This is a genomic window from Enterococcus sp. DIV0176 (genome assembly GCF_050528535.1).
Taxonomy (GTDB): Bacteria; Bacillota; Bacilli; order Lactobacillales; family Enterococcaceae; genus Enterococcus_B; species Enterococcus_B thailandicus.
In genome coordinates, this window is sequence record NZ_CP172879.1 from 2,470,220 (window position 1) to 2,483,761 (window position 13,542).

Consider the following 13,542-nt stretch of genomic DNA (forward strand, 5'->3'; position numbering starts at 1 on the left):
GGTTTTGACATCATTTCTAGCGATAGAAACTAGTCAAGAAAAATAAGCAATTGAACTTATTAAAAAACTCATTCAACGCGGTGTTCTCGGTTTGTTTTGATCTTACTTCAAATATCCAGTTTTCAATGAACAAAGTTAACAACAAATGTTGTTAATGGAGCCTAGCGGGATCGAACCGCTGACCTCCTGCGTGCAAAGCAGGCGCTCTCCCAGCTGAGCTAAGGCCCCGTATTTAAATGAAGAGAGTAAACCTCTCAAAACTGAACAAAGTAATGATGACAAACGTGTGTAGTCTCCGTAATATTCCTTAGAAAGGAGGTGATCCAGCCGCACCTTCCGATACGGCTACCTTGTTACGACTTCACCCCAATCATCTATCCCACCTTAGGCGGCTGGCTCCAAAAAGGTTACCTCACCGACTTCGGGTGTTACAAACTTTCGTGGTGTGACGGGCGGTGTGTACAAGGCCCGGGAACGTATTCACCGCGGCGTGCTGATCCGCGATTACTAGCGATTCCGGCTTCATGTAGGCGAGTTGCAGCCTACAATCCGAACTGAGAGAAGCTTTAAGAGATTAGCTTAGCCTCGCGACTTCGCGACTCGTTGTACTTCCCATTGTAGCACGTGTGTAGCCCAGGTCATAAGGGGCATGATGATTTGACGTCATCCCCACCTTCCTCCGGTTTGTCACCGGCAGTCTTGCTAGAGTGCCCAACTAAATGATGGCAACTAACAATAAGGGTTGCGCTCGTTGCGGGACTTAACCCAACATCTCACGACACGAGCTGACGACAACCATGCACCACCTGTCACTTTGCCCCCGAAGGGGAAGCTCTATCTCTAGAGTGGTCAAAGGATGTCAAGACCTGGTAAGGTTCTTCGCGTTGCTTCGAATTAAACCACATGCTCCACCGCTTGTGCGGGCCCCCGTCAATTCCTTTGAGTTTCAACCTTGCGGTCGTACTCCCCAGGCGGAGTGCTTAATGCGTTAGCTGCAGCACTGAAGGGCGGAAACCCTCCAACACTTAGCACTCATCGTTTACGGCGTGGACTACCAGGGTATCTAATCCTGTTTGCTCCCCACGCTTTCGAGCCTCAGCGTCAGTTACAGACCAGAGAGTCGCCTTCGCCACTGGTGTTCCTCCATATATCTACGCATTTCACCGCTACACATGGAATTCCACTCTCCTCTTCTGCACTCAAGTCTCCCAGTTTCCAATGACCCTCCCCGGTTGAGCCGGGGGCTTTCACATCAGACTTAAGAAACCGCCTGCGCTCGCTTTACGCCCAATAAATCCGGACAACGCTTGCCACCTACGTATTACCGCGGCTGCTGGCACGTAGTTAGCCGTGGCTTTCTGGTTAGATACCGTCAAGGGATGAACAGTTACTCTCATCCTTGTTCTTCTCTAACAACAGAGTTTTACGATCCGAAAACCTTCTTCACTCACGCGGCGTTGCTCGGTCAGACTTTCGTCCATTGCCGAAGATTCCCTACTGCTGCCTCCCGTAGGAGTTTGGGCCGTGTCTCAGTCCCAATGTGGCCGATCACCCTCTCAGGTCGGCTATGCATCGTGGCCTTGGTGAGCCGTTACCTCACCAACTAGCTAATGCACCGCGGGTCCATCCATCAGCGACACCCGAAAGCGCCTTTCAAATCAAAACCATGCGGTTTCGATTGTTATACGGTATTAGCACCTGTTTCCAAGTGTTATCCCCTTCTGATGGGCAGGTTACCCACGTGTTACTCACCCGTTCGCCACTCCTTTTCTTTCGGTGGAGCAAGCTCCGGTGAAAGAAAAAGCGTACGACTTGCATGTATTAGGCACGCCGCCAGCGTTCGTCCTGAGCCAGGATCAAACTCTCATAATAAAAGTTAGAACAATCTTTCGATTGTTAAGCTCAATTTGTTTGCTAGCATATTGCTTGCTGTTTAAAAATGTTTGTTGTCTTGAATTGAATCAAGACGCCCTACACATTTGGTTTGTCTTACTTTGTTCAGTTTTCAAAGGTCTACCTGAATTGCCGTAGCAACTTTTATATCATATCAGAGTGACGTTTGAATGTCAACTCTTTTTTAAAAAAGTTTCTTTGATTTCATTTGAGAAACCTTTCAGCAACTCATTTATCATATCGCATCGTTTGTTATTTGTCAAGAACTTTTTTGAATTTTTTCTTGATGAAATCAAGCTTCATAAGCAGTCCTTTTTAAACGACTTAGTTATCTTATCATGTGATTACTCACACGTCAATAACTTTTTGAAATTTATTTTCTGAAAGAATTTTCAACTTTCAGCAGTTGTCCGCCTTGCGAACAAATAATAATATACCAACTAAAACAAGGCAGGTCAATGAATTTTTTTCTTTTTTCTACTTTTTTTCACTTGTCCGATCATTGTTATTCAAAATATATTTTTTGTTCGTTTTTAAGGCAAATATTTAAGATGTTATTTCGAAAAAGCAGAAAGAATTTATTAAATCCCTTTTTGATTTTCTAGTAAAAAAAGAAGCTATCTGTTTAGCCAGATAGCTTTCTTCTATACCATACACTCTATTGTTTAACGCATTGTTGGGAACAACAAAACGTCACGAATTGACTGTGCATCTGTAAGTAACATTACTAAACGGTCAATTCCGATTCCTAATCCGCCAGTTGGTGGCATGCCATATTCTAAAGCTTCCAAGAAGTCTTCATCTACACCGTGTGCTTCATCATTACCCAGCTCACGCTCTTTTTCTTGCGCTTCAAAACGTTCTCTTTGATCAATTGGATCATTCAACTCAGTGAAGGCATTTGCAAATTCTCTACCAATAATAAACAATTCAAAGCGATCAGTAAAACGTGGATCTTCAGGATTTTTCTTCGCTAATGGTGAAACTTCCACTGGATGTCCATAAACAAAAGTTGGTTGTGTTAATGTTTCTTCAACAAATTCTTCAAAGAATTCATTAATTACATGTCCCACACCCATTGCATCTGTTACTTCCACGTTATGTTCTTTAGCAATTGCAAGAGCTTCATCCAACGTCATCTCTTTCCAGAAATCAACACCAGTTTGCTCTTTAATTGCATCGACCATATGAACACGTTTGAAATCACTCTCAAGGTCAACTGCTTGACCATCATAGGTAATGCGCGCTGTTCCTAAAACTTTTTCTGCTGCGTTACGAATAATTCCCTCAGTTAAATTCATTACATCGCGATAATCCGTATAAGCAGTATAAGCTTCTAGCATTGTGAACTCAGGGTTATGCGTTGTATCAATTCCCTCATTTCGGAAAACTCGACCAATTTCATAAACTTTTTCCATTCCGCCAACAATTAAACGTTTTAAGTGTAACTCTAGTGCAATACGTAAATATAAATCAATATCTAGAGCATTGTGGTGTGTAGTAAATGGACGAGCAGCTGCTCCACCAGCTTCATTGTGTAAAACAGGTGTTTCTACTTCAATGTAGCCATTTCCATCCAGATAACGACGAATTTCGCTAATGATTTGACTACGTTTCATAAAACGATCAAAGCTTTCGCGATTACTAATCAAATCTAAATAGCGTTGACGGTAACGTTGTTCAATATTTGTTAACCCATGATATTTATCAGGTAATGGACGCAAAGCTTTTGAAAGAATTGTAAATTCTGTTGCTTTGATTGTTACTTCACCTGTATCAGTTTTCATGATTTGACCCGTAACTCCGAAGAAATCTCCTAAGTCAGCATGTTTGAAAATCTCATAGGCATCATCACCTACTTGATCTTTACGTACATAAATTTGGATTTGTCCTTCACGATCTTGAAGATGCGCGAAGCCCGCTTTTCCTTTTCCGCGGCGAGTCATCATTCGTCCAGCTACACTAGCAGTCAAACCCATCTCAGCTAATTCTTCTTTTGTTCTTGAATTAAATAATTCATGCAACTCTTCTGAGTTATGTGTACGTTCAAATCGCTTACCGAACGGATCGATTCCAGTTTCTCTTAGTTCTTCCATCTTTTGGCGGCGAACAAGCATTTGATCATTTAAATCTTCTACTTGATGTTGTTGTTCCTCAGTCACAAAAGTTCCTCCATTCTCCTAGTTGTTCTCAGTTCTAATAATGCCAATGAAACACAAAAAAAGCAAGCCGAACTTAAATTTTCGGCTTGAAATTCACAAAAATCTTAGAAATCAGTTTAATGTTTTATAGCAACTTTTTCCGTTTTTTCTAAAAAAGCTTCAAGCAAATCATTGATTTCCTGTCGGTTTTCAGAATGGTTGATTGCTACTTTTACTTTAGCTGCGCGAGGAATTCCTTTTAAATAGTAGGAAGCATGTGTTCGAAATTCGCGGCAGGCTACTTGTTCACCTTTTAAGTCAGTTAAACGTTGCAAATGAAGTTTTGCTGTCGCAATTTTTTCAGCTGGCGTTGGTTCAGGGATTAGTTCACCTGTTTCTAAATAATGTTGCGTACGGTGAATCATCCAAGGGTTGCCTAATGCTGCTCGCCCAATCATCACACCATCTGCTCCGACATACTCCAACATACGCTTCGCATCTTCGGGTGTTTTGACATCTCCGTTTCCCATAAAAGGAATCGTTAAATGCTGTTTAACTTCTTTCAAGACTTCCCAATCAGCTTCCCCCTCATACATCTGCACCCTAGTACGACCATGCATAGCAATTGCTCCTGCTCCAGCCGACTCTGCTGCTAACGCGTTTTGCACGGCAAAAATGTGTTGATCATCCCAACCAATTCGCATCTTAACCGTGACAGGAATGTCTACAGCAGAAGATACAGCATGAACCATTTCATAAACCTTATCGGGATCAAGTAACCATTTTGCTCCCGCTTCCGCCTTAATAACTTTGTTTACAGGACACCCCATATTGATATCAATAATATCTGCTGTCGTGTTTTCTTGTACAAACTGTGCAGCCTCAACCAAGCTATCTTTATTTCCACCAAAAATTTGGACACTTAGTGGATGTTCTGCCTCTTCAATATGAAGCATTTCTAACGTTTTTTTGTTTCGAAAATGAATACCTTGATCGCTAATCATCTCACAAACGACTAGTCCTGCACCAAATTCTTTAACTGTTACTCGAAAAGCAGAGTTACTAATTCCAGCCATTGGCGCAACAACTACGCGATTCGGAATTTCAACGTTTCCAATTTTCCATTGATGTTTCAACTAAATTCCTCCTACTGCTTCTTCTTTCAGCGCTAATAATTCTTGTTCAGAATACTCGTACTTATTATTACAAAATGAACAAACTGCTTCTGCACCATGGTCTTCATCAATCATTGCTTGAATTTCTTCTGTGCCCAGTGCAATGATAGCTTCTGCAAATTTTTCTTTTGAGCAGTCACAAGCAAATTGAACAGGCATTTTTTCTAAGATATTTAACTCTTCTGTTCCTAATAATCCCTTCAAAATTTCTTCAGGTGTGTGACCTTCATCAAGCAATGTTGATATTCTTGGTGTTGTTTTCAATTGGTCTTCAATTTTTGAAATTGTTTCTTCATCTGCACCTGGCATAATTTGAATCATAAATCCACCAGCTGTTTTGATGCTGTCATCTGTATTTACTAGGACACTTAGGCCAACTGCTGATGGAATTTGCTCAGAAATAGCTAAGTAGTAAGTAAAGTCTTCCGCAATTTCCCCCGAAACGATGGGTGTCTGTCCAGAAAAAGGTTCTTTTAATCCCAAATCCTTAGTTACAGTGAACATTCCTTGTGTACCTACTGCACCACGAACATCAATTTTCCCTTCAGCATTCAACGGCAAACTCAAATGTGGATTTTTAATATATCCTTTTACATCGCCTTTACCATTTGCATCAACAACGATTCCAACAGCTGGACCATCGCCTTGAATGCGAACCGTTAATTTATCTTCACCTTTTAGTGTCGCTCCTAATAATAAACTACCGACTAGTGTACGGCCTAACGCTGCCGACGATGTATGCCATGTATCGTGGCGACGTTGTGCTTCTGCCACTGTATTTGTTGCTTGTACTGCATAAGCACGAACAAAACCATCATGTGCTAGTGCTTTAACTAAATAATCTTCCATTATTGTATGTACCCCTTTTTTTGATTTTTCAGCTCCTAGTGAATCATACTAGCAACTTTCATTTTTTTCAACTTTTGAAATCAGAGCTTAATAATAAATAAAACTGAACAAAAAAGAAATCAATTTTGTTTGTGTACAAATTTCTAGTTCAAACTACTCAATAGAAAAACTAAATTGAGTGAATCCAAAGAAAAAAGCTGGGACATTTAATTGTCCCAGCTTCAAAACATTTTACTATTTATAACGATCTTCAAAGTTATTTTTGTCGTAATCAGACTCTGTGTCTTTGTCTTTTTCTTCTTCAGCAACTTCTGAACCAGTTTCTTCACTGGCCAATTTTACTTCTTCAGCTTCGTCTTTTAGTTCTTGTTTTGTTTCTTCAAAATCTTGTTTTTCTTCTGCTTGTTTCTCCGCATCTTTTTCTTCTAAAGCACGTTTTGCTTCTTCAAACGTTTGTGCTTCTTTCTCACTTGGATAATCCGCAGACTCTGTTCCTTCTGGCATCACGCCACGTTCGAACAATGATTTAATTGCTTTTGCATCTAATGTTTCAAACTCAAGAAGTTTTTCTGCGATCAATTTATGTTGTTCACGGTGCGCTTCGATAATTTCATGCGCTTTTTGATGAGCATCCATCAAAATCTTGCGAACTTCTTGGTCAATTTCAAATGCAACTTGTTCAGAGTAAGCTTTTGTTTGACCATAATCACGGCCAACAAAGACTTGATGATTTCCTTCATATTGAACTGGACCAAGTCGATCACTCATTCCATATTCAGTAACCATGCTTCTAGCTAATGAAGTCGCTTGTTCAAAGTCATTTGAAGCACCCGTTGATTGAACGCCAAAAATAATTTCTTCAGCTGTACGACCACCAAGTAAGCCAACGATTTGTTCAAACATATCTTCTTTTGTCATCAAGAACTGATCTTCTTTTGGTAAAGCGATCATGTACCCGCCAGCACGCCCACGAGGGATGATTGTTACTTTATGAACGATACGTGCGCGGCTTAAGACTAAACCAACAATTGTATGCCCAGCTTCATGGTAAGCAACCATTTCGCGTTCTTTCTTGTTAATTACGCGATCTTTCTTAGCAGGACCAGCGATAACACGATCTTCTGCTTCATCAATATCAGATGCGTCAATTTTCTTTTTATTACGACGAGCAGCTACCAAGGCAGCTTCGTTTAAGACATTTTCTAAGTCTGCACCAGCAAATCCTGGTGTTTGTTGTGCAACCACTTTTAAATCAACGTCGTCTGCTAAAGGTTTATTTTTAGCATGAACACGTAAAATGGCTTCACGACCTTTGACATCTGGACGACCAACCAAAATTTGGCGGTCAAAACGGCCTGGACGTAACAACGCTGGATCTAAGACATCTGAACGGTTCGTTGCGGCAATCACAATTACGCCTTCATTTCCGTCAAATCCATCCATTTCTACCAATAATTGGTTCAATGTTTGTTCACGTTCATCGTGTCCGCCACCCATACCAGCTCCACGTTGACGACCAACAGCATCAATTTCGTCAATGAAAATGATTGCTGGTGCATTTTTCTTCGCTGTTTCAAACAAATCACGTACACGACTTGCCCCAACACCGACGAACATTTCAACGAAATCAGAACCAGAAATGGAGTAGAAAGGTACACCAGCTTCACCGGCAACAGCTTTCGCTAATAACGTTTTACCTGTTCCTGGAGGTCCTTCTAAAAGAACACCCGCTGGAATTCTTGCACCTAATTCAACAAATCGACGAGGATCTTTCAAAAACTCAACAACTTCAACAAGTTCTTGTTTTTCTTCTTCTGCACCAGCAACGTCAGAAAAACGAACACGGTTGGCTTTTTTGTCGGCTTCTTTGGCTTTTGATTTACCGAAGTTCATCACTCGGCCACCGCCGCCACCGCCACCACCTTGTTGACCCATCATCATATAGAAGAAGAAAATGATGATGACAATTGGCAAGAAGCTTAATAGTAGAGATACCCAAATACCGCTACTTGACTCTTCTTTAATTGTTGTTCCTACATCATGTTGTCTTGCCAAGTCTGTTACCTGACTTAACGTTGTGTCGTTTGGCAAAATGATAGTTGTGAAGTGTGTTGTTGATACATCAGTTGAACCTAGGATCGCTAAACCGCCACTGTTGCTAACTGTTTGTTGTTCCTTGTATTCACCAGTGATTTTATACACACCGTTTGCAGGTTGAACACTAAATTCTTTGATTTTCCCTGACTCTAATTGTTCAGTAAATTTTGAGTACTCGATGTCTGACGACTGCTGGCTATTGTTACCAAAAATAAAATAGACCACCATGACCATCGCCAAAATTACGAGGACATAATATAAGGCATTTTTCATCATGCCGTTATTCTTTTTGTTCATAGTTACCCTCCTTAAACACTAATTTGATTTAGAAATTTTTATCAATCCTGACCATTTCATTGTAACATAACTCATTTCAGAAAAGGCACTAATTTGACTGATAAACACTAGGTTTTAAGACCCCAACATAAGGAAGGTTTCGATAAGCTTCTGCATAGTCTAAACCGTAACCTACAACAAATTCATTAGGTACGTTAAAACCAACATAATCCGCTTCGATATCCACTACGCGTCCTTCTCGTTTATCTAATAAAGTAACAATTTTCACGGAATTTGCTTTACGATATTTAAAAAGATCAACTAAGTATGCAAGTGTTCGACCACTATCGATGATATCTTCAACGATCAACAAGTCGCGACCTTCAACGTTTGTATCTAAGTCTTTTACGATTTTTACTTCACCAGAAGATACAGTAGCATTTCCGTAACTTGAAACATCCATGAAATCTAACTCTAAATAAGTGTCAATTGAACGCACGATGTCTGCCATAAAAGGAACAGCTCCTTTTAATACGCCGACTACTAGTGGATTTTTATCACGATAAGTTTCAGTTAATTCTTTGCCCAGTTCTTCACAACGAGCTTGTATTTCTTCTTTTGAAATCAAAACTTTCTCAATATCCTTTTCTAACATTGGGTTCTCCTTCCAGTTGCTTCTTTTGATATTTGTAAAGAAGTATGTAGTGTATTTTATCAGTTTCTTTGTCAATACTCAAATAAGAAAAGGTAAAAGGAACAACACTATACACGTTTCTTTGCTCATCTGTAATCAACCATGCTTGTTCCCTGTGTGAATCAGGGATTTTTTTGTCAATAAAGTAACGGGAAACTTTCTTCGTAAGCGTTTCAGTCAAACGAACCCGATCACCCGGATGTCGTTGATCCACCTGAAGTTTCGTACCGTCTTCGAGCCACAAATCATGTCTAAATTCCGACCAATCAGCAAGATTTTCTGGTACAGCTAGCTTGTCACTTGAAAACAAACCAATCCATTGTGAATCACTTAAATAAATCGGCTGGTTTGGAAGTAGCATCCGTGGCACAAAGCTTTGCACTGGTTGGAGCTGTTCAATTCTGACATTCGTATACTCTTTTTTAAACAGCCAGCCTTTGCCTAAATCAAACTGCCATTGGCTTTTATCACTTTTCCATTGATTTACTAGAAATAAAATTTGCTGCTCTTTTACTGCGACCGTTGTTTCGTTAAACAACTGTTCAAAAAGCGCATGAAGAAAAAAATAGCGTTCACCTTCAGCCATTTCGGAAATTTTCGCTACAGAAATTTGCCAGCCATTGGCTAATGGTTGGAGAAGTTCAGTTACTTTTTCATTCATCTGTTTTTGAATCAGTTCATCCGCCCATTGAATTTGCTTTGAAAATCGTTGGAAATGACTTAAAGTTTGCGAGTTTTCTTCTTTTAATCGTGGGATAACTAAGTGACGCAGCCGATTTCTTTGTACATCTAATTTCTGATTTGTTACATCTTCAAAATAAATCAACTGCCGTTCTTTAGCATATTCATATAATTGTTCCTTACTATAACTTAGTAATGGACGAATTAACCTTCCTGTTGCAAATGGTTGTATTTCTTTGATTCCAGCAAAGCTACTCAATTGTCCCCCTCTTAAAATTTTCATCAAAATCGTTTCAATTTGGTCATCTCCATGATGGGCAGTCATCAACGTATCATAGCCTTCCTCGTGCATGATTCGAGAAAAAGTTTGATAACGAAATTGACGCGCAGCTGTTTCAATTCCTGTTTCAGCAGGTCGTTCCCACGTAATGGAATAAAACGGAAGGTTCTTTGCTGCCGTATACGTTTGTAAATAATGTTCTTCCTCAGCAGATTCTACCCGTAACTGATGATTGATATGGACAACGCCCAAAGCAAAGAAATTTTTTTGTTGTGCAGCTAACAATAAATCCAATAAAACCATTGAATCTACTCCACCAGAAACTGCAACTAAAATTTTGGTTGTTTCCGACCAAAATTTTTTTTGCTGTCCTACTCTACTAAACCGTTCTTTCACGATAATCTACCTCCTCTCAAAAAAGAAAAGCCGAGACAAAACGAAGCCAATGTTTTGTCCCAGCTATATTTTTGTTTGGTACGAATAATGATGTGTTCAACAAACGTTCTCCTAAACTACGAATGGCAAGAAAAACGTTCGGATGATTCGTCATCTTTATTAGCTACGACGTCCGCCGCGACCTCCACGTTTTCCTTCAGTGTTACGTTTTAATGAAGTTAGTCGATCATCACTATCTTTCAAAAATGAACTCATCAATGAATCGAAGTCTTCTTTCGTATTTGAAGGCTGACTGCGAGAGAAAGATTTTTTAGGTGTTGAGCGAGTACGATTTTCTCGAGGTTCCTTATTTTGATGTTGAAATTTCTTTGCATTATGACTTGTTTCTTTACCAGCGCTTTCTGGTTGTTCTTGTGCTTTACGAATGGATAATCCAATTTTTCCGTCATCACCAACAGATGTAACTTTTACTGTCACCTCATCGCCAACACTTAATACATCATGAATATCTTTTACAAAACCGTTCGATACTTCACTGATATGGACTAAACCTGTTTTACCAGAACCTAAATCAATAAATGCACCAAAATTTGTAATACCTGATACTTTTCCTTGCAGTTTTGCTCCTACCTCGATTGACATAAAAAAAATGTTCCTCCTATTTATTACCCAATTTATATTCCTGCTTATTTTGCAGTTGTAGAACTCGTTGATTGGTTTGTTTCTTCTGTTGAACTGCTTGTATTAGATTCTAATACTGGATAGACTTGCTCGCCTTCTTTGGAATAAAAGAATTTGCTTCTGGCAAGCTTTGCGACATAGTCGTCATCCTTCAGCAGCGAGACATCTGATTTTAATTGCGAGACGTCTGCTTTGACTTCTTTCATTTCCGTGGTAGCTTCGACTTTTAGCTCAGCTAGTTTATCTAGACGTTGCATATCTCGGAAAATCTGCACACCAATGATTGAAAAAATGACCAAAGCGCCTAATAAGATGACCGCTAACCGACGTCTGCGAAAAACGAGCTGACGTTGTTGCTTTTGAAACTCAGCGTATTTTTTCTTTGTGTAATCTGTATCTAACGCAGCAATTTTATTGCTTTTTTTTGCCACTTGCTTTCGCTCCAATCTGTTTTGGCTTGTCTTTTCCATTATACCAATATCAATAAAGCTTGTCTAATCTATTAATTTACGTTTTCTGTTCTTGTTTCTGAAATAATTTCGTACATTTTTTGTGCATCTTCTTTTTTGGTTGACTCATGAAGTTCATTGACTTTGATTTCCATTGTCTTGTTCCCAAATTGGATTTTTAAGACATCGCCAACTTTTACATCACTTGAAGATTTTGCTAACTTGCCATTTACTTGAATTCTTCCTTTATCAGCCACTTCTTTTGCTACAGAACGTCGCTTGATAATTCGAGAAATTTTCATAAATTTATCTAATCGCATAAAATATCCTCACTTTTTCTTGAATTTTTGATTGAATCGTAGAATTTTTTTACCAAAAGGCAACAACAACCACTCACGAATGGTAAAAACTTTCAACGAGATGACCGCAAAGACAAATGTTAATCCGCCAATTGCGACACCGATAAGACTAATGAGTAATGCACCCGACCGATGCATGACCGGTCCAACAATCACTTGGATTACTCCATAATAAATAAATAGAACAAAAATCATCCAAGCTAAACTTTGTAACAATTTTTTGCCAAAAGCCCGCTCTTTCCAAAAGGCATTCACTTCAGTTGTTTCTATATGAATAAAATACCCAAGAGTCACTACTAAACCAAGTAAGGTTGATAGACTTGCCCCAATCGTTCCAAACCATTGTGTAAACAATGCTGTTGTTAATAATTTTACTAATAGTCCCCAGCCAGCACCTTTCAAGGATGGACGAAAAGAATTCTTACTTTGCGCAATACTTTGGTAAGCTTGGATCACGGCGGTTAAGACAATTGCAAACACAAACAGCACTAAAGTCGCATTTCCTGCGTAGTCTTTAAACAACGCATAGTTGATATAAGGTAGTAACATTGCTAACCCGACGGAAGCCGCCAAAGCTAGTGCCGTCGTTAACCGCAGATACATCTTAGCAGTCTTCACAAATTGTCCATAAACAGCATCTGCTAAATATCTAGTCAACGTCGGTAAAAAAGTGGCACTCAATGCCGTTGCAATAACTAGCCCTAATTGTACTAATGGCTGGCCACGATCGTAGACTCCTTTAGCTATTTTAGACGCATGTTCACTCAAACCATAGATTTGCAATGCATTCTTTACAAAAAATGAATCAATTAATTGAAAGAAAATCAATAATCCACTGTAAATCGAAACTAAACCACCCTCAACCAAGAAACGACGTATCAGCCACTTACTTGGTTGCGAGAAAATAGGGAAGCTTCGAAAGCGCATTGCCCCTCCATGAATTTTTTGTTCATAATAATAAAGAACAAGATACGCGCATAAGCCACCTACTACGGCACCACTCATTGCAGCAGTTCCCGTTTCGTAAACATCCCAACTATACTGTTTAAACGCAAATGCACTGAACACGATAATCGACACGCGAACAATTTGTTCCACAACTTGTGAGATAGCCGTTGGTTCCATCAAAAAATGCCCCTGAAAGTTTCCTCGATAAAAAGACAAACCAGGCATCAATAAAAAGGTGAAGGAAACAACTTCAATCAAAGGTTTCAGTTGATAATCACCCATCATTTGTGCTAAAACGCCACTAAATAACCAGACACCTAACCATAAACAAACCCCTGTCCAAAAAACTAAGGGATATAGTTCTTTTAGTGCTTCCCGTTGTTTTAATGGTTCTTTTTTTTCTGCAACATATTTTGAAATAAATTGTGGTAACCCCGATAGTGCCAAGGCCATCGCAATGCCATAAATCGGATATACTTGTTGATAAACATAAAATCCTTCATCACCAACTAAGTTTTGAAGAGGAATTCGATAAAGTGCGCTTAAAACTTTAGCAATAAAAGAAGCTACGGTCAAAATCACCGCTCCTTGCATCACTTGACGCATTTCTTTGTGGTCCAAGG

General features: G+C 39.5%; 9 protein-coding genes, 1 tRNA gene, 1 rRNA gene and 1 pseudogene. All 12 read right to left on the reverse strand.

Annotated features, from left to right (window positions below; all coding sequences use genetic code 11):
- Positions 1-155: 155 nt before the first annotated feature.
- Positions 156-228: transfer RNA gene (locus IGJ66_RS11485), tRNA-Ala, on the reverse strand.
- 83 nt (positions 229-311) lie between these two features.
- Positions 312-1,872, reverse strand: a 16S ribosomal RNA gene (locus tag IGJ66_RS11490).
- A 686-nt stretch (positions 1,873-2,558) separates the two neighbouring features.
- On the reverse strand, positions 2,559-4,055 hold the full coding sequence (gene lysS, locus IGJ66_RS11495; protein ID WP_067484745.1) for a lysine--tRNA ligase: 1,497 nt from the start codon (positions 4,053-4,055) through the stop codon (positions 2,559-2,561).
- Between the two features lie 116 nt (positions 4,056-4,171).
- Positions 4,172-5,170, reverse strand: a complete 999-nt coding sequence (dusB, locus tag IGJ66_RS11500) for a tRNA dihydrouridine synthase DusB (protein ID WP_430616634.1) — start codon at positions 5,168-5,170, stop codon at positions 4,172-4,174.
- Positions 5,171-6,058 carry an Hsp33 family molecular chaperone HslO gene (gene hslO, locus IGJ66_RS11505; RefSeq protein WP_071869035.1) on the reverse strand — a complete coding sequence of 296 codons (888 nt, stop codon included), beginning with the start codon at positions 6,056-6,058 and terminating at the stop codon, positions 5,171-5,173.
- A gap of 234 nt (positions 6,059-6,292) precedes the next feature.
- Complete coding sequence (ftsH, locus tag IGJ66_RS11510) at positions 6,293-8,452, reverse strand: ATP-dependent zinc metalloprotease FtsH (RefSeq protein WP_067484737.1); 2,160 nt, start codon at positions 8,450-8,452, stop codon at positions 6,293-6,295.
- An 88-nt stretch (positions 8,453-8,540) separates the two neighbouring features.
- Positions 8,541-9,086 carry a hypoxanthine phosphoribosyltransferase gene (gene hpt / locus IGJ66_RS11515; RefSeq protein ID WP_067484734.1) on the reverse strand — a complete coding sequence of 182 codons (546 nt, stop codon included), beginning with the start codon at positions 9,084-9,086 and terminating at the stop codon, positions 8,541-8,543.
- A pseudogene (tilS, locus tag IGJ66_RS11520) lies at positions 9,080-10,488 on the reverse strand (tRNA lysidine(34) synthetase TilS). The gene hpt and the pseudogene tilS overlap by 7 nt, the downstream one beginning before the upstream one ends.
- 153 nt (positions 10,489-10,641) lie before the next feature.
- A complete protein-coding gene (locus tag IGJ66_RS11525) occupies positions 10,642-11,124 on the reverse strand; it encodes a S1 domain-containing RNA-binding protein (RefSeq protein WP_067484728.1) in 483 nt (160 codons plus the stop codon).
- A gap of 44 nt (positions 11,125-11,168) precedes the next feature.
- Entirely contained in the window at positions 11,169-11,594 is a 426-nt protein-coding gene (locus tag IGJ66_RS11530; protein WP_067484725.1) for an FtsB family cell division protein, read from the reverse strand.
- A gap of 71 nt (positions 11,595-11,665) precedes the next feature.
- A complete protein-coding gene (locus IGJ66_RS11535; protein WP_067484722.1) occupies positions 11,666-11,932 on the reverse strand; it encodes an RNA-binding S4 domain-containing protein in 267 nt (88 codons plus the stop codon).
- A gap of 9 nt (positions 11,933-11,941) precedes the next feature.
- Positions 11,942-13,540 carry a putative polysaccharide biosynthesis protein gene (locus tag IGJ66_RS11540; protein WP_430616635.1) on the reverse strand — a complete coding sequence of 533 codons (1,599 nt, stop codon included), beginning with the start codon at positions 13,538-13,540 and terminating at the stop codon, positions 11,942-11,944.
- Positions 13,541-13,542 lie beyond the last annotated feature (2 nt).

Bases quoted from the DNA above. Each gene is read 5' to 3' on its own strand.
- hslO (WP_071869035.1), bottom strand. From the start codon at position 6,058: ATGGAAGATTATTTAGTTAAAGCACTAGCACATGATGGTTTTGTTCGT.
- ftsH (WP_067484737.1), bottom strand. From the start codon at position 8,452: ATGAACAAAAAGAATAACGGCATGATGAAAAATGCCTTATATTATGTC.
- hpt (WP_067484734.1), bottom strand. From the start codon at position 9,086: ATGTTAGAAAAGGATATTGAGAAAGTTTTGATTTCAAAAGAAGAAATA.
- IGJ66_RS11525 (WP_067484728.1), bottom strand. From the start codon at position 11,124: ATGTCAATCGAGGTAGGAGCAAAACTGCAAGGAAAAGTATCAGGTATT.
- IGJ66_RS11535 (WP_067484722.1), bottom strand. From the start codon at position 11,932: ATGCGATTAGATAAATTTATGAAAATTTCTCGAATTATCAAGCGACGT.